Here is a 21,444-nt window from a genome sequence, read left to right as displayed (position 1 = left end):
GGCGCGTGTACCATCAGAAGGTGTATGTAAATGTTAGGTTCCATTTCCGGCTCGAACTCGAGCCTCTTCGGGGCGATCGCCTCGGCCTTTGCCGCAGCGCAAACCTCCTCCCAGAACCAGATTGCAGTTGAACCGGACGTCACGGAAGAAGACGAAGATCAGATCCAAGAGATCTCGGCCAGCGTTGACGCAGTGGCGGAGGCGCCCACCCAAGAGGCGGCGAGCGAGAGCTCTTCGTCCAGCGCCGCAAGTGCCGCCAATGCCGCGAATGCCAATGCGTCGAGCGAGACCGATGACGTGGCCGCCAATGCCGCGCAGTCGAGCGGCGCGCAGGTCGAGGCGAGCGAAACTCCGGAAGAGGCTGACGCTCTCGCGCAGGCGCGCGCCAAGGCGATCTCCACGCAGGAAAGCTTCATGAAATCCTTGGTGCTTGCCCAGATCGGCAGCGGTGCCGATGAGGACGGTCTTGCCACCCGGATGCGCCAAGGGGCCGAGAGCTATGCCGCAGCGCGCGCCGAGGCGCAGCAGGCGGATGCACCGGCACGCGGCAGCATCGAGGCCTGAGCGCCGCGGCGCAAAAGCGGCCCATTACAATGACGCGGTGTGCAGGACGATCCCTGCACGCCGCGTTTTTTGTACGGGGCAGGGTGGTTGAGGATCCCTAGGGTCCTGAAACCCACCCGCGGCACAAGCCAAACAGGGCCGCAGCAGAACGCGCGAACGGCAGGTAAAACGCGCGATTGATCGGGCGCTGACACCGGGCGTGGATCAATTTTGGATAGCTGGGTCAGTGATGCCGACAGCTCAGGTATTTCTGAAGGCTGTCGGCGTAACTGGCTACTTTCCCGAAGGAAAGTGGCGGAGAGACAGGGATTCGAACCCTGGGACCCCGTGAAGGGTCAACGGTTTTCGAGACCGCCCCGTTCGACCACTCCGGCACCTCTCCGCGGGGGTCGTGGGGGGCGTTTAACGATATGCTCAGGGGGGTGCAACAGGGAATTTTGAAGTTTTTTCATTCGGAGGAATTTTTCCTTGGCAAAGCTTCGCCAGCCAGTGCGCGGGCACCTTGCGTCACCTTGGAAATGCCGCGGGCGCGCCCTAGGGTCAGGCCGAAAGTAGCCGGAGTAGCTCTGCCATGTTGTCGCGTCTTGCCGCCTGTACGTTTACCGCCTCGCTGATCCTGCCCACGCTTAGCCTGCCGGGGTGGGCCGGCGGCGCCGAGGAGTTGCTCGACGCTCTGAAGGTGGATGAGATTGTCGAGATCATGCGCGCCGAGGGCCGGGACTATGGATCGGACATGGCGCAGGACCTTCTTCCGGCGGGGGCGACCGCAGGCTGGGAAGAGGCGGTGGACAGGCTCTATGATGCGGACGCTATGGAAGAGGTGGTGCGCGCGGGCTTTCTCGAAAGCTTCGGCGACACCGACGCGGGGCCCTTGCTGGAGTTTTTCACCTCTGAGGCCGGGCAGCGCGTGGTGGAGCTTGAACTCACCGCCCGGCGCGAGCTGATCGACAATGATGTCGAGGTTGCCGCGCGCAAGGCGTGGAACGCCATCGCCGGCACCGGTGATCCGCGCGCGGCGCAGCTTGACCGTTTCGTGGCGGCCAATGATCTGCTCGAAACAAATGTGGTCGGCGCGCTCAACGCCAGCTTCCAGTTCTACCTTGGCCTTGTGGATGGCGGCGGCATGGAGATGACCGAGCCGGAGATCGTCGAAGAGGTCTGGATGCAGGAAGAGACCACGCGCTACGACACCGAAGAGTGGCTCTATGCCTATATGCTCACCGCCTATGGTCCGCTACCTGACGAAGAACTCGACGCCTATATAGATGTCTCGGCAACGCCCGAGGGCAAAGCGATGAACCGCGCGCTGTTCGACGGGTTCAATCACATGTATGAAGAGATCTCTTACGGGCTGGGGCTGGCAGCCGCGCGCGAGATGCGCAGCGAAGAGCTCTGAGATGATTTTGGGGCTCGGCTGGGGCGAGGCGGCTTTGATGGTCTCGCGCAGGCAATCCGCGCGGTCATCCCTGCGCTAAGCGCAAATCCGGGGCTTTGCCGCCCTGATGGGTTGACAGCATAAGGTTTTGCCCCGATAAGCCGGGCTTCGAAGACGGGGCCATTGCGCGCCCCGCTTTCGATTCTTACATCATGACAGCCCGAAAGGGCGCGCTGTTCGACGGCGGAGCGGGCTTTCCGCACCACGAAGATCCCAAAAAGGTCCGCACGGGCCGGGACGCCACAGAACGCGGTAGACAAAGGAAGACGCAGATGTTCGCGGTGATGAAAACCGGCGGCAAGCAATATAAAGTCCAGGCGGGCGACGTGCTCCGCGTGGAAAAGCTGGCTGCTGATGCGGGTGAAACCGTTCAGTTCAACGAAGTCCTTATGCTCGGCGGCGACAATGTCACCGTTGGTGCTCCGCTGGTGTCCGGTGCGGCCGTTCAGGCAACCGTGATCGACCAGATCAAGGGCGAGAAAGTCATCAAGTTCGTCAAGCGCCGCCGCAAGCACAGCTCGCAGCGGACCCGCGGCCACCGTCAGCAGCTGACCCTGCTGCGCGTGACCGAGATCCTCGCATCCGGCGCCGAAGGCACCGGCGTGAAGGCCGCCGCTGGCGCTGCCTCCGCTCCGAAAGCCGCGCCCGCCGCAGCAGCCCCCAAGGCCGCCGCAGCAGAGGGTGACGACCTGACCCAGATCACCGGTGTCGGCCCCGCCGCCGCCAAGAAGCTGAACGAAGCCGGCATCGCCACCTTCGCACAGCTCGCCGCCGTTGACCCCGAGAGCTTCGAAGCCGTGAAGGTGAAGCCCGAGTGGGTTGAACAGGCCAAGACCCTGGCCTGATAGAGATTTAAGGAGACCAACCCATGGCACATAAAAAAGCAGGCGGTAGCTCCCGTAACGGCCGCGACTCCGCTGGCCGCCGTCTCGGCGTGAAACTCTACGGTGGCCAAGCCGCCAACCCCGGCAACATCATCATCCGTCAGCGCGGCACCAAGTTTTGGCCGGGCGAGGGCGTGGATATGGGCAAAGACCACACCATCTTTGCTGTGACCGAAGGCTCGGTCACCTTCCACAAAGGCCTCAAGGGCCGCACCTTCGTTTCCGTCCTGCCCGTGGCGGAGGCTGCCGAATAAGCCGATCCAAGATCGACATCTTGCAGGGGGATCGGCACGGGCCGGTCCCCCTCTTCCGTTTCGGGGGGAGACGAAACGGCCCGTGAGGCGATCCCTCGCGCACAAGAGGAGAAAGACGATGAGCCTGGCCCAAGAGGACCAGCTGACCGCACAGCCGGTCATCGAGACACCCCGTTTCCTGCTGCGGCCGCTGCGAAAGTCGGACGCCGGGATGATTGCGCATTACACCGGCGATCTGCGCCTCGCGCGTATGACCACCTCGATTCCGCACCCGCTGCCGCCGGGCGCGACCGAGGCCTTCATCGCGCGTGCGACCGATCCCAAGCGCGAAGAGGATGTCTGGGCGATGGACGGCGAAGCGCATGGCGGTGCCGAGGTCATGGGGCTCATCTCGCTTGAACGTCTCGACGGCAATCAGGCCGAGATCGGCTATTGGGTCGCGCCGCCGTTCTGGAACACCGGCCACGCCTCGGAAGCGGTGCGCGCGCTGGTGCAGGCCAACCCGTTTGGCAGCGCCACGATGTTCGCCTCGGTGTTTCAGGACAACGCCGCCTCGGCGCGCGTGCTGGTGAACTGCGGCTTCGAATATATTGGCGACGCAGAGGCTTTCTCGGTGGCCCGCAATTCCGCGGTGCCGACCTGGACCTACCTGCGCCGCATGGACTGAGGCGCGCGCCGCGCCCATCCCGCCGCGTCAATTGCGACAATGTGATCCCGCCCGGCCCGCGATTTCCGTTGGCCGGGCGTTGTCTTGCGCCCTATAAGCGGGATCATGATCACCGAATTCGGACATTTCGCGCTCATCCTCGCTTTTTTCGTCGCCTGCGTGCAGGCGGTGGTCCCGATGATCGGAGCGCACAAGCGATGGCCCGGCTGGATGGCCGTCGCCGAGCCCGCCGCCACGGCGCAATTCCTGCTGGTGGCACTGTCCTTCGGTGCCCTCATGCATGCCTTCATCACCTCCGACTTCTCGCTTCGGCTGGTGGTGCTGAACTCGCATTCCGCCAAGCCGCTGATCTATAAAATCTCCGGCGTCTGGGGGAACCATGAGGGCTCGATGCTCCTGTGGGTGCTGATCCTGTCGCTGTTTGGCGCGATGGCCGCATGGTTCGGGGGCAATCTGCCGCCGACGCTGCGCGCGCGGGTGCTGTCGGTGCAAGCCGCTGTGGGCGTGGCCTTTTTCGCCTTCATCCTCTTCACCTCGAATCCGTTCCTGCGCCTCGCGGTGCCGCCCTTTGATGGGCAGGACCTGAACCCGCTGCTGCAGGATCCGGGGCTCGCCTTCCATCCGCCGTTCCTCTATCTGGGCTACGTGGGCCTTTCGATCTGCTTCAGCTTCGCGGTCGCCGCGCTGATCGAGGGCAGGGTTGACGCCGCTTGGGGCCGCTGGGTGCGCCCCTGGACGCTGCTGAGCTGGCTTTTCCTGACCATCGGCATCGCGCTCGGCTCCTGGTGGGCCTATTACGAGCTGGGCTGGGGCGGCTTCTGGTTCTGGGACCCGGTCGAGAACGCCTCTTTCATGCCGTGGCTGCTGGCCGCAGCGCTGCTGCACTCGGCCATCGTGGTCGAGAAGCGCGAGGCGCTGAAGAGCTGGACCATCCTTTTGGCCATCCTCGCCTTCGGCTTCTCGCTGATCGGCACCTTCATCGTGCGCTCGGGCGTGCTGACCTCGGTCCACGCCTTCGCGACCGACCCGCAGCGCGGCGTCTTCATTCTTGCCATTCTGGTGTTCTTCACCGGCGGCGCGCTGACGCTCTACGCGGCGCGGGCGGGCATCATGCAGGCCAAGGGGGTTTTCGGCATCGTCAGCCGCGAGTCGGCGCTGGTGGTCAACAACATCCTGCTGGCCGTCGCCTGCTTTGTGGTCTTCACCGGCACGCTCTGGCCGCTAGTCGCCGAGATGCTGTTCGGGCGCAAGCTGTCGGTCGGGGCACCCTTCTTCAACATGGCCTTCACGCCCTTCATGATCCTGCTCGGCCTCGTGCTGCCGATTGGTGGTCTGCTGAGCTGGAAACGCGGCAAGATCGGCCGCGCGCTGCGCCAACTGGTGCCCGCGCTGATCCTCGCTGTCGCGCTGGCAGGGCTTGCCTGGGCGATGCAGACCGGGCGCAGCCTGATGGGGCCGATCGGCGTCTTCCTTGGCACATGGCTGGTGGCGGGGGCGATCACCGATCTGATCTCGCGCATCGGTCGCAGCCGGGACTGGAGCCGTCTGATGCGTCTGCCGCGGGCCGACTGGGGCAAGGCGGTGGCACATGGCGGGCTTGGCATCACCATGCTCGGCATCGCGGGTCTGATGGCGTGGCAGCAGGAAGACATCCGCGTCGCGCAGGTGAACCAGCCGTTCACCGTTGGCGCCTATGAGCTTGAACTGCTCGACGTGCAGCGGGTGCAGGGGCCGAATTATTTCTCGGATATGGGAGAGGTCTCGCTGCGCAAGAACGGCGAAGAGATTGCCCATCTCTATCCGGAAAAGCGCAACTATCCGGTCGCCAAGATGCCCACCACCGAGGCGGCGATCGACGGCGGTGTCCTGCGCGATGTCTATGTCGTGCTGGGCGATGCGCAGGCGGGCGGCGGCTGGACCATGCGGGTCTATATCAAGCCGCTGGCCAACTGGATCTGGGGCGGCGCCATCCTTATGGCGCTTGGCGGCGCGCTGAGCCTGTCGGACCGGCGTTTCCGCGTCGCCGCAGGCGCGCGCAAGAGCCGCCCGGCGCAGGGAGTGCCCGCAGAATGAAGCCGCTTCACCTGCTTCGCACGGCCCTGATGCTGCTGCTTCTGGCGCTGCCGCTGGTGCCTGCCGCCCCGGCGCTGGCGGTGCAGCCCGATGAGATGCTCGACGATCCGGCGCTGGAGGCGCGGGCGCGCGAGCTTTCCAAGCACCTGCGCTGCCTCGTCTGCCAGAACGAGAACATCGACGATTCCAACGCCGCGCTTGCCCGCGATCTGCGGCTTCTGGTGCGCGAGCGGCTGGTGGCAGGCGACAGCGACGAAGAGGCCGTGGCCTATCTCGTCGACCGCTACGGCGAGTTCGTGTTGCTGCAGCCCACCACGCGCGGCTGGAACTGGCTGCTCTGGGCCGCCGGGCCGATCCTTTTCGTGCTGGCGCTGCTGCTCGCGGCGGTCTACCTGCGCGGTCGCTCTCGGGCCGAGGCCAGCACCGAAGCGGGGCTCAGCCCCGAGGAAGAGGCGCGGCTGAAGCGGATTCTGGACGAGGGCGGGTCCTCCTGATAGCGTCGCGGGCAGGGTTGGCAGTTCACCCAGTCTCCGCCGCCTGCAGCACGCAGGTACGCTGAACCTGCTTATTCGCTTTCAGTGATCTTCGGACATCCCGGCGATGCCTGACGGACAAGGGCGGAACTCCAGCCCCGCAAGGGGTCGGGCAGCAGCGCCGGAGGAACTGGAGGATCTGATGAGCACGTCCTCGCGCCGTGAGACCATCCCGCTTGCCATTGACGATCTGTCGGGCTTTGCCCGCGCGCTGCGCTCGAGCCTCGACGCGCCGCCCTCGCATCAGCAGATGCTGGGGCTGATCGCTAGGGCCGCGGGCTATCGCAATTACCAGCATCTGCGCGCGCAGGCTGAGCCGAAGCCGCAGGCCGACCCCAAGCAGGTGGCGCGCGCCCTGCGCCATTTCGACGAGCACGCGCGTCTGCTGCGCTTTCCCGGGCGGACGGCGATGCAGGCGCTGTGCCTTGCGCCGATTTGGGCCCGGATCCCGCCCCGGCAGGTATTCAACGAACGCGAGATCAGCGCCCGCATTGACCTACACTGCGGCTTTCGCGATGCCGCGCAGATCAGGCGCAGCATGGTGGAGAACCGCATGCTGACACGCACCCGCGATGGCGCGCGCTACAGCCGCATCGAGCAGCGCCCCAGCCCCGAAGCGCTGGCGCTGATCGCGGCGCTGCAAAAGCTCTGAGCCGGGCTTGGCATCGGCGGCGCGCGCGGGCACTCTTCGCGCGCGCAGGCCCCGAACGCGGGCCGATGTCTGGAGGAGCAGCATGAATTACGACACCATCCGCTATGAGGTCATTGACGACGTGGCGCAGATCACCCTTGCGCGGCCCGAGGTGATGAACGCGCTTTCGGCGCCGATGCGGGCCGAGCTGACCCATGCCATCCAAGCGGGCGGCAAAGAGGCGCGTGTGGTGGTGCTGACCGGCGAGGGGCGGGCGTTCTGCTCGGGTCAGGATCTGGGCGACCGCGAGACCGCGGCCAATATCGACCTCGAGCGCGTGCTGCGCGACGAATATATGCCGATGCTGACCGCCATCACCGAATGCCCGCGCCCGACCATCGCAGCGGTGAACGGTGCTGCCGCGGGGGCCGGGGCGAATCTCGCGCTGGCCGCCGATGTGGTGATCGCCGCTGAGAGCGCCTTTTTCATGCAGGCCTTCACCCGCATCGGCCTGATGCCCGACGCGGGCGGCACATGGCTGCTGCCGCGGCAGATGGGGCTGGCCAAAGCCATGGGGGCCGCGCTCTTTGCCGACCGCATCAGCGCGGCGCAGGCCGAGCGCTGGGGGATGATCTGGGAGGCGGTGCCGGACGCAGAGTTCGAGGCGATCTGGAAGGCCCGCGCGGCGCATCTGGCGCAGGGCCCGTCCGAGGCCTATGCGCGCATCAAACGCGCCATTCGGGGGGCCTTCGAGCAGGACCTCGGCAGCCAATTGGTGCTCGAGGCGCAATTGCAGGGCGAATGCGGCATGACGCGGGACTTCAAGGAGGGCGTGGTGGCGTTCCACGAGAAGCGCGCGGCGAAATTCGAGGGGCGGTGAGGCGTGGTAGGCGCCGGATTTGCGTATTTTTAAAGAGAAGAAGCAGGGGCGCGGCGCTGAGGGCGCGCTTTGGCGCTTAAAGTCTTGGCCCAGAAAGCAAAAGGCCCCGCATCTGCGGGGCCTTTCCTGTCACAAAAGCTGCGTTCAGCGGCTTTCGATGTCGGTGTAGTCGCGCGTCACCGAGCCACGGTAGAGCTGGCGCGGGCGGCCGATCTTGTGCTGCGGATCGGCGAGCTGTTCTTTCCACTGCGACACCCAGCCGACGGTGCGCGACAGCGCGAAGATCGGGGTGAACATGGAGGTCGGGAAGCCCATCGCCTCGAGAATGATGCCCGAGTAGAAGTCGACGTTCGGGAACAGCTTCTTCTCGATGAAGTAATCATCCTCGAGCGCCTGCTTTTCCAGTTCCTTGGCGACCTGCAGGATCGGGTTGTTCTCGACACCCATGAGATCCAGCACCTCGTCGGCGGACTGCTTCATCACCGTCGCGCGCGGGTCGCGGTTCTTGTAGACGCGGTGACCGAAGCCCATCAGGCGGAACGGATCGTTCTTGTCCTTGGCGCGGGCGATGAACTCGGGGATCTTGTCGACCGAGCCGATCTCTTTGAGCATCTCGAGGCAGGCCTGGTTGGCGCCGCCGTGGGCCGGGCCCCAGAGGCAGGCGATGCCAGCCGCGATACAGGCGAAGGGGTTGGCGCCCGAAGAGGAGGCCAGACGCACGGTCGAGGTCGAGGCGTTCTGCTCGTGATCGGCGTGCAGCGTGAAGATGCGGTCCATGGCGCGCGCGAGGATCGGGTCGACCTCGTATTTCTCGGCGGGCACCGAGAAGCACATGTGCAGGAAGTTCTCTGCGTAGGTCAGATCGTTGCGCGGGTACACGAAGGGCTGGCCGATCGAGTACTTATAGGCCATCGCGGCGATGGTCGGCATCTTGGCGATCAGGCGGTGCGAGGCGATCTCGCGCTGACGCGGGTCCGAGATATCCGTCGAGTCGTGGTAGAAGGCCGACATGGCGCCGACCACACCCACCATGGTTGCCATGGGATGCGCGTCGCGGCGGAAGCCGCGGAAGAAGTTGTGCATCTGCTCATGGATCATCGTGTGACGGGTGATCGTGTTCTCGAACAGCTCGAGCTCTGCCGCGGTCGGCAGCTCGCCGTAGAGAAGCAGGTAGCACACTTCGAGGTAATGCGACTTACCGGCCAGTTGGTCGATCGGATAGCCACGGTGCAGCAGAACGCCTTCGTCGCCGTCGATGAAGGTGATGGTGCTGTCGCAGCTCGCGGTGGAGGTGAAGCCCGGGTCGTAAGTGAACACCCCGGCCTGCGCGTAGAGCTTGCGGATGTCGACCACATCGGGGCCGGCGGTCGGGGAGTAGATCGGAAGATCGTAGCTCTGCTCGCCAATGGTCAGTTTCGCGCTTTTCGCTGTGTCAGCCATGCTTGCTTTATCCCTTCATCTGGAAAAGGCCAGGCGCGGCGGGCGCGCCCGGTCGGTATCTGTCACATGGCCCGGAGTGGGTCGGTACTTGCCGTTACGCCACCTCGGAGGCCGCTGCCTGTTCGAGCCGGAGGAGCGACTCCTCGCGGCCGAGCACCAGCATCATATCGAACACGCTAGGGGTGACGGCCCGGCCAGCAAGGGCCGCACGCAGCGGGCCCGCAAGCTTGCCGAACTTGGTGTCATGTTCTTCGGCGAAACGCGCCGTTACCCCCTCGAGCTCTTCTCGCGACCAGCTAGCACTTTGCAGGTGCGGCGTCAACGCAGCCAGTATACCACGGGATACAGGATCGAGGTTTTTCTGTGCCTTCTCATCCGGGACAATCGGCGTCTCGGTCAGTATGAACTGAGCCTTTTCAAGGAGTTCCGGGAAGGTTTTGGCCCGGTCCTTCAGGCAATACATACCCCGCGTCATCCCGTCCTTTTGCGCCGCTGTCAGCGCCGGAAGCTCAGCTGCGGCAAGATACGCCTCGATTTCTTGCAGCAGTGCGGCATCGTCCCCGGCCGCGATGTGCTGGCCGCAGATGTTCTCGAGTTTCTTGAAGTCCAGACGGGCCGGCGATTTGCCGATTCCAGACAGGTCGAACCACTCTTTTGCCTGCGCATCGGTAAAGAACTCGTCATCGCCGTGGCTCCAGCCGAGGCGCGCGAGATAGTTGCGCATGCCCGCCGAGGGGTAGCCCATCTTCTGGTACTCATCGACGCCAAGCGCGCCGTGACGCTTCGACAGCTTTTTGCCGTCCGGCCCGTGGATCAGCGGGATATGCGCATAGACCGGCACCGGCCAGCCCATGGCGGTGTAGATGCCCATTTGGCGCGCCGCATTGTTGAGGTGATCGTCGCCGCGGACCACATGGGTCACGCCCATGTCGAAATCATCGACCACCACCGCCAGCATGTAAACCGGCGTGCCGTCGGAGCGCAGTAGGATCATGTCGTCAAGCTGGGCGTTGCCGATGCGCACCTCGCCCTGCACCTCGTCCTTGATCACCGTCTCGCCCTCTTCGGGGGTGCGCAGGCGGATCACATAAGGGGCGTCGGGGTGGGTTGCCGGATCGGCGTCGCGCCAGGGCGAGCGGAACAGCGTGGAGCGGCCTTCCTCTTTCGCCTTTTCCCGAAATGCGGTGATTTCTTCCTGAGAAGAGAAGCATTTATACGCCGCGCCCTTGGCAAGAAGCTCGCGGGCGACCTCGGCGTGGCGCTCGGCGCGCTCGAATTGGCTGATCACCTCGCCGTCATGGTCGAGGCCGAGCCAGTCGAGCCCTTTGAGGATCGCCGCCGTCGCCTCGGGGGTCGAGCGGGCGCGGTCGGTGTCTTCGATGCGCAGCAGGAATTTGCCGCCACGGCCACGGGCATAGAGCCAGTTGAACAGCGCGGTGCGCGCGCCGCCGATGTGCAGAAAGCCGGTGGGGGAAGGGGCGAAACGGGTGACGACCGCCTGGGTGTTCGTCATGGTCATTAACCTCGCGGTAATCGTGGTGAGCCTAGGATTTGCAGGTTCCTTAAACAGCACAGGGGGCGGGGGCAAGCATGGGGGCGCGGATCAGCCGTCTGCTTGGCGTGCCCGCAGGCTGGGGCGTCAGCGCGCTGCGCCGGCAACGCGGTCATCTCTTCCCTTGGGCGCCGGTCTGCTTTGGCCTCGGCATCGCGCTCTATTTCGCGCTGCCGTTCGAGCCGGTGCCGGGGGCGCTTCTTGTCAGTGCCCTCATGGGCGGTGCGTTGCTCCTCTTTTGCCTGCGTATGGCCTCTGATCTATCGGTGCTGCCGCTTGTGTGCGGGCTCGTGCTGCTTGGGTTGGCAGTCGCCGGGGGGCGGGCGCATCTGGTCGCCGCGCCGCAACTTGCGGGGCGCTACTACGGGCCAATCGAAGGGCGCGTGGTGCAGATCGACCGCGCACGATCGGATGCGCTGCGGCTGACGCTCGATGATTTGCGACTGCAGGGTCTGTCCGCAGGGGACCAGCCGCACCGGGTGCGCATCGCGCTGCATGGCGATCCCGATGTTCAGGCGCGTGTGCTGCAGCCCGCGCCGGGGCAACGGGTCATGCTGACTGGCCATCTGCTGCCACCCGGTGGCCCGGTGGAGCCGGGCGGTTTCGACTTTCGGCGCCACGCTTGGTTTCAGCAACTCGGCGGCGTCGGTTACACGCGCACGCCGGTGCTTTTGCTCGCGCCGCCGGAGGGCGGGCAATATCTGTTTCGCACCCGCATGGCTTTGTCGCGCCATGTGCAGGCGCAATTGCCCGGCGAGATCGGCGCTTTCGCGGCGGCGCTGATGACCGGTGACCGCAGCGCGATGGGGCAGGATACGCTGGAGGCGCTACGGCACAGCAATCTCGCGCATCTTCTGGCGATCTCCGGCCTGCACATGGGCCTTCTCGCGGGCTTCGTCTTTGCGGCGCTGCGGGTCGCGCTGCTGCTGCCGCGGCGCTCGCGTCACCATTGGCCGGGCAAAAAGATCGCGGCGGTGGGCGCATTGTTGGCCGCCGCCGCCTATCTGGCGCTCTCGGGCGGCAATGTCGCCACGCAACGCGCCTTCATCATGGTGGCGGTCATGCTCGGCGCGGTGCTGGCGGACTTGCGGGCGCTGTCGCTGCGCGCCGTGGCCCTCGCGGCGCTGATCGTGCTGGCCTTGCGGCCCGAAGCGCTGCTTGGCCCGGGCTTTCAGATGTCCTTTGCCGCCACCACCGCCCTCGTCCGGGTGTTCGAAAGCGCGGGCTCGGGGCGGTTGATGGGCATCTCGCCCGTCGCCCGCCCGCTCGTCACGCTGCTGCTTTCCTCGGCGACCGCCTCGCTGGCGACGGCGCCCTTTTCCATGGCGCATTTCAACATCCTCTCGCGCTACGGTCTGCTGGCGAACCTGCTCGCCGTCCCGGCGATGGGGCTGGTGGCGGTGCCCATGGCGGTGCTGTCTGCGCTGCTCCTGCCGTTTGGGCTCGATGCGCTGGCGCTGCAGGGCATGGCGCTTGCACTACGCTGGATCCTAACCGTCGCCGAGCGCGTCTCCGCGCTGCAAGGGGCCGTGGTCCCGGTGGTGGCACCGGCGCCGGCGGTGCTTCCGCTGTTGGTTGGCGGCGGGCTGCTGGTCTTGCTCTGGCAGGGACGCGGCCGCTGGATGGGCGCGGTGCCGCTGCTTGCGGGGGCCTTCCTGTGGATGGAAACCGTGCGGCCCTTGCTGCTGATCTCCGAGACGGGCCGCCTCGTTGGCCTGATGACCGAGGGTGGGCGCGCGCTGTCGCGCAGTGTCGGCAGCGGCTTTGTGGCCGAAAGCTGGCTCGAGAACGACGGACAGGCTGGAGGGCAGCCCGCCGCTGCGGCGCTCTGGCCGGTCAGCGAGAGCAAACTGCGCCGCGCCGCAATGGCGGATCAGCAGATCGTGCATGTGATCGGCGCGCGCGAAGCGCAGAAGGTGAGGGGCTGCGCCGGCGCAACGATCCTCGTCTCGAGCGCGCCCATGCCGCGCCGAGAGGGGTGCATGGTCTTCGATCCGCTGGGCCTGCAAGTGACGGGCGCGGTGGCGCTATACGAGGCTCCGGACGGCATCAGGATTGAGGCGGCGAAAGGCCCTAATGCCCGCCTGTGGCAGATCCCAACGGTGCGCCGCGATCAATAGGAGCGGATGAGCCCGACAAGACGCCCCTGCACGGAGACCGATCCCGCGGGCAGAACGCGCGGCTCGAACGCCGGGTTGGCGGCTTCGAGGACGATGCTGCTGCCCTTGCGGCGGAACCGCTTGAGCGTGGATTTATAACCTTCGACCTGCGCCACGACGATCTGGCCGTTTTCGGCGGAAGAGGTTTCGCGGATGATCACCACGTCGCCATCGTTGATCCCGGCTTCGATCATCGAGTCGCCTTTGACTTCCAGCGCGTAGTGGCGGCCGCTGCTGGCGAGCATGGCACTGGGCACGGCCACATTCGGCGGCACATCCGAGATCAATTCGATGGGAACACCAGCGGCGATCCGGCCCATCAGGGGCAGTTCCATGGCACCGACGTTTTCCAGCGCCTCGGCCACCGCGTTATTCGCCGCGGGCGCGCCACGATCGCCTTCGATCACATGGGGGACAAAGCCGCTGGGCCGCCCGGCGAGGCTGTCGGGCAGTTTGACGATCTCGATCGCGCGGGCCCGGTGAGCAAGGCGGCGAATGAAGCCGCGCTCTTCCAATGCGGTGATCAGCCGGTGGATACCGGACTTCGACCGCAGATCGAGCGCCTCTTTCATTTCGTCGAAACTTGGGGGGACGCCGTCGCGGGCGACGCGCGTGTTGATGAAATCCAGCAGATCGAGCTGTTTCTTGGTCAGCATGCGCCGTGCCCCGTGGGTTGCCCAGTGAAGATGTTCGACTTTGTTCTAGGCATGTTCCCGTTTTGTGTCAATCCCCGCTTTCGTTAAACGAAAGTTAATAGCACCGCGCAAGCCGCGCTGGCGGGCCAAGAATTGGCATTTGGGGAAACCCTGAAACAGCGTCCGCGATCGGTCAGAGACGGATCACCTCGATCTCATCTCCAGCGGCGCGCGCGGGGTCATGCGGCGGACGGACCGCCAGAGCGTCGGCACTTCCCAGCACGCTCAGCAGGGCGCTGTCTTGCCGGTCGAACACCGTCACGCCTTCGGGGGCGAGGCGCGCGCGCATGTAGTGCTCGCGCGGGCCGTTCTCGCCAATCGGTGCGGTCAGGCGCAGCGTTTCGCGCGGGGCGGCTGCGGCACCGAGGCCGAGCATCGCCCGGATCACCGGCGCGAGAAAGACGTGCCCGCAGACCATCGCCGAGACCGGATTGCCCGGCAGGCCAACCATCATTGCCTTGCCAAAACGCCCCGACATCAAGGGCTTGCCGGGCCGCATCGCGACCTTATGAAAGGCGCTCTGCAGACCCATGTCTGCGGCGACATGGGCCACCAGATCATGGTCGCCGACCGACGCGCCGCCGATGGTGATCACCAGATCGGCGTCATCGACCATGCCAAAGATGGTGCGCAGCGAGGCTTCGGTGTCGCGCGCGATCGGCAGCAGGCGTGGATTCGCGCCAAGCTGTTGCATCAGCACATAAAGACCAAAGGTGTTGGAGGCGATGATCTGATCGGGGCCGGGGTCTTCGCCGGGCATCACCAATTCGTCGCCGGTCGAGATGATCGCAACTTTCGGGCGGCGGGTGACCGGCACATTGGCGATGTTCATCGCGGCGAGCAGCGCGATATCCTGCGGGCCCAGAACGCGCGGCGCCTCAATGCGCAGCCCTTTGCGGAAATCATTGCCATAGGGGCGGATATTATCGCCGGGGCCAAGTCGGTCGGTGATCGTGATCACATCGCCAATGCGATCCACATCCTCTTGGATCACAACGGTTTTCACGCCGTCTGGGATGGGGGCGCCGGTGAAGATGCGCACCGCTTCGCCGCTGCCGACGCTGCCGGTGAAGGCGCGGCCCGCGGCGGCCTCGCCGATCACCGAAAAGCTCAGTCCGGGCGCGGCCTCGGCGACGCCATAACCATCCATGGCCGAGGCCGCGAAAGGCGGCTGGTCACGCTGCGCCTCGACCGGGCGGGCGAGCACGCGGCCACCGGCGCTCCGCAGCGGCACCTCCTCGACATCCAGAGGGCTGGCGAGCGAAAACAGGCGGTCGAGAGCTTCGGCGACGGAGATCATTTCGCCTCGTAACGTCCGGATTTTCCGCCATCTTTGAGAAGGACGCGCAGGCCGCCGATCTCCATGCCGCGATCCACGGCCTTGACCATATCATAGACGGTGAGCGCGGCGGTGGAGGCAGCGGTGAGCGCCTCCATCTCGACGCCGGTCTGGCCTGTGGTCTTCACCGTGGCCTCGATCTGCAGGCCCGGAAGATCCGGGTCTTGGGTGATTTCGACGGTCACTTTGGTCACCGGCAGCGGATGGCACAGCGGGATCAGCTCGGGGGTCTTCTTGGCACCCATGATGCCCGCCAGACGGGCCACGCCGATGACGTCGCCTTTCTTGGCCTGACCCTCGGCGATCAGGTCAAAAGTGGCGCGCTCCATGCGGATCCACGCGGCGGCGGTGGCGATGCGAGACGTTACGGGTTTATCCGAAACATCGACCATATGGGCATCGCCCTTGGCGTCGAAATGGGTGAGGCCGCTCATGCGGGCACCGGATCGGCGAGCAGCGTGCGGGTCGCCTGCTCGACGTTCTCTTGCCGCATCAGGCTCTCGCCGATGAGGAAGGCGCGCGCGCCATATTGCGCCATGTCCGCCAGATCGGCGGAGGTGTTGAGGCCGGATTCCGAGATCAGGAAGCGCCCCTCGGGCACGTTCTTCGACAACTCGCGGGTGGTGTCCAAGGAGGTTTCGAACGTCTTGAGGTTGCGGTTGTTGACCCCGATCAGCGGCGATTTCAGCTTGAGCGCGCGGTCCAGTTCCTCGGCGTCATGCACTTCGATCAGCGCGTCCATGCCCCAGTGGAAGGCGGCGTCTTCAAGCTCGGCGGCCAGCGCGTCCGAGACCGAGGCCATGATGATCAGGATGCAATCGGCGCCAAGCGCGCGGGCCTCGGCGATCTGATAGGGGTCATACATGAAATCCTTGCGCAGCGCGGGCATGTTGGTGGCCGAACGCGCCTCGGTCAGGAAGGATTTGGCACCTTGGAAGGAGGGCGTGTCGGTCAGCACCGATAGGCAGGTCGCGCCGCCGCGCTCATAGGCTTGCGCCAGCGTCGCGGGGTGGAAGTCTTCGCGGATCAAGCCCTTGGAGGGAGACGCTTTCTTGACCTCAGAGATCAGCCCGTAGCCGGTTTTGGCGGCGTCGAACAGCGCCTGCGCGAAAGGGCGGACCGGGCCTGCGGCGCGGGCCTCGGCCTCGACCTCTGCCATGGATTTCGCGGCCTTGTCGGCGGCGACCTCTTCGAGCTTATAGGCCTTGATCTTGTCGAGGATCGTCTGGGTCATGGCGGGCTCCGGTAATCGTCTGTCTGGGCCGGTCAGGCTGCCGCTCAGGGCGTTGTCCAGTTGATCGGCGTGTCCCCTCTGGCTTTAAGCCAGTCGTTGACGCGGGAAAAGGGGCGCGAGCCGAAAAAGCCGCGCCGCGCCGAGAGCGGCGAGGGATGGGCCGAGGCGAGGATGAGATGATCGTCGCCATGGATGTGCTTGGCGAACTTCTGCGCGTGACCGCCCCAGAGGATGAAAGCCCGCGGCTTGTCCGACAGCGTGTCCAGCACCTGCGCGGTCAGCCTGGACCAGCCAAGCTTGGCATGGGCGCCAGCATTGCCCGCGGGGACCGAGAGCGCGGTGTTGAGCAGCAGCACGCCTTGCCGGGCCCAGAACCGCAGATCGCCATTGGGCGGCACGGCGCCGAATTCTTCCTGCAGTTCCTTGTAGATATTGGTCAGCGAGCGTGGCAGGGGCCGTATTTCGGGTTCAACCGAAAAAGACAGTCCATGGGCGTGACCGGGCGTGGGGTAGGGATCCTGCCCAAGGATCACCACCCGCACATCATCGGGCGCGCAGGCCTCGAGCGCGGCGAAGCGCTGCGCCTCGGGGGGCAGCACCTGCCGGGATTCCGCCGCAAGCGCCTCGGCGATGCGGGGAAACTCCTCGGTGAAGAAGGGCAGATGCGCCCAGGCGGCAGGCAGGCTCATGCGGCGGCTTGCGTCGCCTCGGCGAGCGCCTGGACCTTGGCCTTGGCCGCGCCGCTGTCGATGCTCTGACGGGCCATGGCGGCGCCATCCTTGAGATCGCTCGCCTTGCCCGCAACCACCAGCGCGGCAGCCGAGTTCAGCAGCACCGCGTCGCGATAGGCGGTCTGCGCGCCATCCAGCAGCGCGTGCAGCGCCTTGGCGTTTTCCGCAGGTTCGCCGCCGACGATGTCTTCGAAGGGATGCACCGGCAGGCCGGCGTCCTCGGGGTGAATTTCCGCCTCGCGGATTTGCCCGTCTTCTTCCAGCGCAGCGATCCAGCTCACGCCCGAGATCGCCAGCTCATCAGTGCCATCCGAGCCGTGCACCAGCCATGCGCGCTCCGAGCCGAGCTGGCCCAGCGTCTCGGCCATCGGGCGGATGAGATCGCGCGAGAACGCCCCGGTCAGCTGGCGCTTCACGCCCGCCGGATTGGTCATCGGCCCGAGGATGTTGAAGATCGTGCGCGTGCCCAGTTCCATGCGGGGCGGGCCCACGTGCTTCATCGCCGGGTGGTGCATGGTCGCCATCATGAAGCAGATGCCGACGTCGTTCAGGATGGGCGCGATGGCCGAGGCGGGCAGCATCACGTTGATGCCCATCTGCCCCAGCGCGTCCGCCGAGCCCGACTTCGACGAGAGGTTGCGGTTGCCGTGCTTGGCCACGGTGACGCCCGCGCCCGCGACCACAAAGGCGGTGGCGGTCGAGATGTTCAGCGTGCCCTTGCCGTCGCCGCCGGTGCCGACGATGTCGATCGCGCCTTCTGGGGCGACCACCTTGTTGCATTTGGCGCGCATCACGGCGGCGGCGGCGGCAAATTCCTCCACCGTCTCGCCACGGGTGCGCAGGCTCATCAGCAGGCCGCCGATCTGGGCCGGAGTGGCCTCGCCCTCGAAGAGGATCTCGAAGGCCGCCTCGGCCTCCTCCCGGCTCAGCGGGCGGGTACAGGCGGCGCCGATCAGCGGCTTTAGTCGATCGCTCATGCAGGGACTTTCATGGTCTTCAGGAAATTCTCGATGAGGGCATGGCCGTGCTGCGAGGCGATGCTCTCGGGGTGGAACTGCACGCCGTGGATCGGCAGTTCGCGATGGCGCAGCCCCATGATCGTGCCATCCTCGAGCCAAGCGTTGACCACCAGATCCTCGGGCAGATCGTCGCGCGCGACGACGAGGCTGTGATAGCGCGTCGCCTCGAACGGCGAGGGCAGCCCGGCAAACACGCCGGTGTCATCATGGTGCATCTGCGCGATCTTGCCGTGGACGATCTCGTCGTGGCGCTTGACCGTGCCGCCGAATGCCTGACCGATGGTCTGATGGCCAAGGCACACCCCAAAGAGCGGCGTGCCGGTCTCGGCGGCGGCATGGGTGAGCGACAGGCAGATGCCAGCCTCGGTGGGGGTGCAGGGGCCGGGCGAGAGCAGGATGCCCTCGGGTTTCAGCGCCATCGCCTCCTGCACGTCGATCTGGTCGTTGCGGATGACCTTGGCCTCCACGCCCAGCTCGCCCACGTAATGCACGAGGTTCCAGGTGAAACTGTCGTAATTGTCGATGAGAAGCAGCATGGTAGACTCTTCAGGCTGGCGGGCGAACCCGCGGTGGGGGTATACATGCGCCCGCAGGTGGTGCAGCGTCAAGGCCATGTCCCGAACAAGTGCTTCGGGAGCGGCACGGGCGCCGTAGCATGGCGGCAAAGGGTCCGGCAACGGGGCCCGGGGTAGAGAAAAGGACGGGCAGGGACATGGCACGCGGTTTCTTGGCAGGGGCGATCTGGGGGCTGGTGGTCTCTGGCGTCGGTTTGGCGGCGATTTCGGTGGCGATGGGCCCGCCCGCCAATCGCCCGACACCGCCCAGTGTCGCGGAGGCCGAGGAGGCCGAAACTGGCGATGTGGCTGTTTCGGATAGCGCCGAAATGCCCGCGCCGCAGGACCCTGAGGCGCCTTCGGACAGCGCGCCGGATCAGAGCCCGTCTGGGGAGCCGCCGGTAGAGACACCCGAGCCAGCGGATGACGCCCCAGCCGAAGCGGAGCTTGCCGCATCCGAAACATCGACCGAAATTCCGACGCCGAGCGCCGAAGAGGCCGCACCGGAGAGTGAGGGTGCCGCTGAGGAGGCTGAGCCACAGCCGGTGACGCCGCCCGCCCGCCGCCCCAGCGAAGAGCGCGGCGTCGAGGCTGCCAGCGCCGGGCCGTCGCTCGCCGCGCCGGGATTGGTCGAGGGCAGCGCGCCCGACACCCAGCCCTCGCAGCGGCCCGAGCCCATTCCCGCGCCGCAGGCCCCCGACGCCCCCGGCACCTCCGAGGCCGCGCGGCTGGCCGTGGGCGGTGACGCGCCGGTGCAGCCGGGGCTTCCGACGCTGCCGCCCGAGGCACCGCTGGCCGAAGCGCAGCCCGCCGTTTCCACCGACCCGGCCCAGCCGCCGCAACCGGCAGAGGACAGCGGGCTGGCGGCAGAGCCGGAACCGGCCCCCGATGCTGTTTCGGAAGCACCCGAAATGGACAAATCTCCGCTGCCCGAGGCAGAGCCGCAAAAGCCCCGCGTCACCGTGCTGACCCCGGAGCGCAGCGAAACCCCAGAGCCCGCACCGCAAGAGGAGCGTCCCGCCATTGGCACGCCCGCCGACACGCTGGTGGGGCGCGAGGGCGCGGTGCCGCAGAGCCGCCTGCCGGTGGTCTCGGACGCCGAGGAAGCGCCTGACACCACAGACCCCGCGCCGCAGGACAGCCCGCTCTATCGTTATGCGGCGGCCACGGATCTTCCCGCCGGCGAGCCCGCGCTGTCGATTGTTCTGATTGATGACGGCAGCGGGCCGCTTGGGCCGGAGGCGGTGGAGGCGTTCCCCTTCCCGGTGAGCTTTGCGATCTCGGCGGACCATCCCGATGCTGCGGCGGCCGCGGCGGCCTATCGCGCGCGCGGGTTCGAGGTGCTGGCGCTGTCGGACCTGCCCGAGAACGCCACGCCCGCAGATACCGAGGTCGCGCTCGAAGGCGCGCTTGGCGCGGTGCCCGAGGCCATCGGCGTGCTCGAAGGGCCTGATCTGGGCCTGCATCAAAGCCGCGAGATCGGCACGCAGGCGGCGCAGTTCCTGCGCGATACCGGCCATGGGCTGCTGCTGATGGCCAATGGGCTCAACACCGCCGAGGCGCTGGCCCGGCGCGAGGGCGTTCCGGCGCTGACCGTGTTCCGGGACTTCGACGGCAAGGGGCAGGACCCGCGGGTGATGCGCCGGTTCCTCGATCAGGCCGCCTTCAAGGCGCGTCAGGAAGAGGGCGTGGTGATGCTGGGCCGTCTGCGCGCCGACACGGTCTCGGCGCTGCTCTTGTGGGGGCTGCAGGACCGCGCCAACAGCGTGGCGCTGGTGCCGGTCTCGGCCTTGCTGAAGCGCCAGCAGAACGACGGCTGATCCTTCCGCCTGACGGGCATTGAGCGTCTGGCGGGCTTGGGGTCGGGCGCGTCAGCCCTCGGCGCGCGCCCAGCGGCTGAGGTCGCGCTGCAGATCGCCATAGCCGGTCAGCCGCCGCTCGAAGGCGAGGCCAAGGCGGGCGGCGTGTGTCTCGGCGAGCGCCGCAAGCGCCGGGTCGTCGGTCTGCGCAAGATGCACCAGCGTGGTGTATTGGCCGAAATACATCTCGCGCAGCTCCGGGTGCCGGTCGAGCCCGAGCGGACGCCAGACGAAAGCGTCGAACTGGCGCACGAGGAAATCGGTGAGGAAGAAGCTGCGCATCTCGCCCCGTGCCTCGAACCGCGCGACGCCGTCGAAAAACGCATAGCAATGGGGGCCTTGCAGGATCTCGATTCCAAGCTCGTCGCACAGCGCCTGCAGCCGCCCGCCGGTGCCGCAATCGGCGTAGAGCAGCTTGATCTCGTCATACTGCGGGCGCTGCGCCGCTACGGCAGCGCGCACGGCCTCGGGGATACGGTCCGGCGTGTTGTGAAGCTCGGCGGGCAGGCAGCGCAGGTCCAGATGGTCCAAGCTGCCAGCGGCCTGCGCCTTGATGTCGAGGATTTCGCGGGCCAGCGCGCCGCAGGCGATCAGCAGGATTTGGGAAGGCGCGGGCGGCGGCGCGTCACAGCGCGGCCCTACCTGTGAGTCAGGTCCAGAAGGCTCAGAACCGGAAGTGTCAGCCTCGGAAGGCTCAGAACCGGAAGTGTCGGGCCCAATGAGGTCAGGCGCGGGTGTCATCTGCTGGCACCGAGGACATGCCCCAGCGGATCAGCAGCGCGACGGCGAGAAGCAGCGGGATCACCTTGCTGGCGCCCCAGGCGACGAAGGCCCACACGGTCAGCCCCGCAGAAGCGAGAACCGCGATAAGAAGGGTCACAAGCGTGGTCACCGGCATGGGCATCTCCTTTCCCTGTCTCTAAAGATAGGGGCCTGTCCCC

Annotated in this window: 22 protein-coding genes and 1 tRNA gene; 11 read left to right on the top strand and 12 right to left on the bottom strand. The window is 66.4% G+C overall.

The features are described 5' to 3' along the window. The first annotated feature begins 30 nt into the window (after positions 1 to 30). Positions 31 to 564: a hypothetical protein gene (locus tag ACXAD2_RS18795; protein ID WP_475172905.1), complete on the top strand. Its 534-nt coding sequence runs from the start codon at positions 31 to 33 to the stop codon at positions 562 to 564. A 292-nt stretch (positions 565 to 856) separates the two neighbouring features. Here ACXAD2_RS18795 and ACXAD2_RS18790 read toward each other — a convergent pair. Then, positions 857 to 946, bottom strand: a tRNA-Ser gene (locus ACXAD2_RS18790). A gap of 189 nt (positions 947 to 1,135) precedes the next feature. Here ACXAD2_RS18790 and ACXAD2_RS18785 point away from each other — a divergent pair. The 8 genes from ACXAD2_RS18785 to ACXAD2_RS18750 all read left to right on the top strand — a co-directional run bounded on the left by ACXAD2_RS18785 (position 1,136) and on the right by ACXAD2_RS18750 (position 7,921). Continuing rightward, the gene (locus tag ACXAD2_RS18785; protein ID WP_475172903.1) at positions 1,136 to 1,960 is read left to right on the top strand and encodes a DUF2059 domain-containing protein; all 825 of its coding nucleotides are present in this window, start codon (positions 1,136 to 1,138) and stop codon (positions 1,958 to 1,960) included. 311 nt (positions 1,961 to 2,271) lie between these two features. Further along, positions 2,272 to 2,844 (top strand): 50S ribosomal protein L21, encoded by a 573-nt coding sequence (locus tag ACXAD2_RS18780; RefSeq protein WP_066100143.1) that lies wholly within the window; start codon positions 2,272 to 2,274, stop codon positions 2,842 to 2,844. 23 nt (positions 2,845 to 2,867) lie between these two features. Further along, entirely contained in the window at positions 2,868 to 3,137 is a 270-nt protein-coding gene (rpmA, locus tag ACXAD2_RS18775) for a 50S ribosomal protein L27 (protein ID WP_066100140.1), read from the top strand. A 118-nt stretch (positions 3,138 to 3,255) separates the two neighbouring features. Then, positions 3,256 to 3,804: a GNAT family N-acetyltransferase gene (locus ACXAD2_RS18770; RefSeq protein ID WP_164181744.1), complete on the top strand. Its 549-nt coding sequence runs from the start codon at positions 3,256 to 3,258 to the stop codon at positions 3,802 to 3,804. A gap of 105 nt (positions 3,805 to 3,909) precedes the next feature. Continuing rightward, on the top strand, positions 3,910 to 5,877 hold the full coding sequence (locus ACXAD2_RS18765) for a heme lyase CcmF/NrfE family subunit (protein WP_475172899.1): 1,968 nt from the start codon (positions 3,910 to 3,912) through the stop codon (positions 5,875 to 5,877). Then, positions 5,874 to 6,371, top strand: a complete 498-nt coding sequence (locus tag ACXAD2_RS18760) for a cytochrome c-type biogenesis protein (protein ID WP_475172897.1) — start codon at positions 5,874 to 5,876, stop codon at positions 6,369 to 6,371. The genes ACXAD2_RS18765 and ACXAD2_RS18760 overlap by 4 nt, the downstream gene beginning before the upstream one ends. Before the next feature lie 181 nt (positions 6,372 to 6,552). Continuing rightward, positions 6,553 to 7,062, top strand: a complete 510-nt coding sequence (locus ACXAD2_RS18755; RefSeq protein WP_475172894.1) for a DUF2087 domain-containing protein — start codon at positions 6,553 to 6,555, stop codon at positions 7,060 to 7,062. Positions 7,063 to 7,144: 82 nt separating this feature from the next. Beyond that, positions 7,145 to 7,921 (top strand): enoyl-CoA hydratase-related protein, encoded by a 777-nt coding sequence (locus ACXAD2_RS18750; RefSeq protein WP_164181748.1) that lies wholly within the window; start codon positions 7,145 to 7,147, stop codon positions 7,919 to 7,921. A gap of 144 nt (positions 7,922 to 8,065) precedes the next feature. On the opposite strand, the gene gltA is transcribed toward ACXAD2_RS18750, so the two are convergent. Continuing rightward, on the bottom strand, positions 8,066 to 9,361 hold the full coding sequence (gene gltA, locus ACXAD2_RS18745; protein ID WP_066100124.1) for a citrate synthase: 1,296 nt from the start codon (positions 9,359 to 9,361) through the stop codon (positions 8,066 to 8,068). A 94-nt stretch (positions 9,362 to 9,455) separates the two neighbouring features. Beyond that, a complete protein-coding gene (gltX, locus tag ACXAD2_RS18740) occupies positions 9,456 to 10,874 on the bottom strand; it encodes a glutamate--tRNA ligase (RefSeq protein WP_475172891.1) in 1,419 nt (472 codons plus the stop codon). Positions 10,875 to 10,951: 77 nt separating this feature from the next. Between gltX and ACXAD2_RS18735 the strand changes: the two genes are divergently transcribed. Beyond that, the gene (locus ACXAD2_RS18735; protein ID WP_475172886.1) at positions 10,952 to 13,033 is read left to right on the top strand and encodes a ComEC/Rec2 family competence protein; all 2,082 of its coding nucleotides are present in this window, start codon (positions 10,952 to 10,954) and stop codon (positions 13,031 to 13,033) included. On the opposite strand, the gene lexA is transcribed toward ACXAD2_RS18735, so the two are convergent. The 7 genes from lexA to ACXAD2_RS18700 all read right to left on the bottom strand — a co-directional run bounded on the left by lexA (position 13,027) and on the right by ACXAD2_RS18700 (position 18,626). Then, complete coding sequence (gene lexA / locus ACXAD2_RS18730) at positions 13,027 to 13,728, bottom strand: transcriptional repressor LexA (RefSeq protein WP_475172883.1); 702 nt, start codon at positions 13,726 to 13,728, stop codon at positions 13,027 to 13,029. The genes ACXAD2_RS18735 and lexA overlap by 7 nt on opposite strands. A gap of 172 nt (positions 13,729 to 13,900) precedes the next feature. After that, positions 13,901 to 15,067 carry a molybdopterin molybdotransferase MoeA gene (locus tag ACXAD2_RS18725; RefSeq protein ID WP_475172877.1) on the bottom strand — a complete coding sequence of 389 codons (1,167 nt, stop codon included), beginning with the start codon at positions 15,065 to 15,067 and terminating at the stop codon, positions 13,901 to 13,903. Further along, entirely contained in the window at positions 15,064 to 15,540 is a 477-nt protein-coding gene (gene moaC, locus ACXAD2_RS18720; RefSeq protein ID WP_475172874.1) for a cyclic pyranopterin monophosphate synthase MoaC, read from the bottom strand. Before moaC ends, ACXAD2_RS18725 begins: the two co-directional genes overlap by 4 nt. Continuing rightward, positions 15,537 to 16,340, bottom strand: coding sequence for an indole-3-glycerol phosphate synthase TrpC (gene trpC / locus ACXAD2_RS18715; protein WP_475172871.1), 804 nt, complete (start codon positions 16,338 to 16,340; stop codon positions 15,537 to 15,539). The genes moaC and trpC overlap by 4 nt, the downstream gene beginning before the upstream one ends. Before the next feature lie 44 nt (positions 16,341 to 16,384). Further along, positions 16,385 to 17,029: a uracil-DNA glycosylase gene (locus tag ACXAD2_RS18710; protein ID WP_475172869.1), complete on the bottom strand. Its 645-nt coding sequence runs from the start codon at positions 17,027 to 17,029 to the stop codon at positions 16,385 to 16,387. Continuing rightward, the gene (gene trpD / locus ACXAD2_RS18705) at positions 17,026 to 18,048 is read right to left on the bottom strand and encodes an anthranilate phosphoribosyltransferase (protein WP_475172866.1); all 1,023 of its coding nucleotides are present in this window, start codon (positions 18,046 to 18,048) and stop codon (positions 17,026 to 17,028) included. Before trpD ends, ACXAD2_RS18710 begins: the two co-directional genes overlap by 4 nt. Then, positions 18,045 to 18,626: an anthranilate synthase component II gene (locus tag ACXAD2_RS18700; RefSeq protein ID WP_475172863.1), complete on the bottom strand. Its 582-nt coding sequence runs from the start codon at positions 18,624 to 18,626 to the stop codon at positions 18,045 to 18,047. The genes trpD and ACXAD2_RS18700 overlap by 4 nt, the downstream gene beginning before the upstream one ends. Before the next feature lie 176 nt (positions 18,627 to 18,802). On the opposite strand from ACXAD2_RS18700, the gene ACXAD2_RS18695 reads away from it, so the two are divergent. Continuing rightward, positions 18,803 to 20,464 (top strand): divergent polysaccharide deacetylase family protein, encoded by a 1,662-nt coding sequence (locus ACXAD2_RS18695; protein ID WP_475172859.1) that lies wholly within the window; start codon positions 18,803 to 18,805, stop codon positions 20,462 to 20,464. Positions 20,465 to 20,515: 51 nt separating this feature from the next. Here the strand turns inward: ACXAD2_RS18695 and ACXAD2_RS18690 are convergent, their stop codons facing one another. Both ACXAD2_RS18690 and ACXAD2_RS18685 read right to left on the bottom strand, forming a co-directional pair. Then, positions 20,516 to 21,244: a DUF1638 domain-containing protein gene (locus ACXAD2_RS18690; RefSeq protein WP_475172856.1), complete on the bottom strand. Its 729-nt coding sequence runs from the start codon at positions 21,242 to 21,244 to the stop codon at positions 20,516 to 20,518. Continuing rightward, positions 21,228 to 21,401: a hypothetical protein gene (locus ACXAD2_RS18685; RefSeq protein ID WP_193789500.1), complete on the bottom strand. Its 174-nt coding sequence runs from the start codon at positions 21,399 to 21,401 to the stop codon at positions 21,228 to 21,230. The genes ACXAD2_RS18690 and ACXAD2_RS18685 overlap by 17 nt, the downstream gene beginning before the upstream one ends. Between the last annotated feature and the right edge of the window lie 43 nt (positions 21,402 to 21,444).

It is taken from the genome of Salipiger sp. ABN3_019 (genome assembly GCF_056158605.1).
The sequence above is the reverse complement of the archived record's forward strand: the minus strand, read 5'-3'. Positions and strand labels throughout refer to the sequence as shown.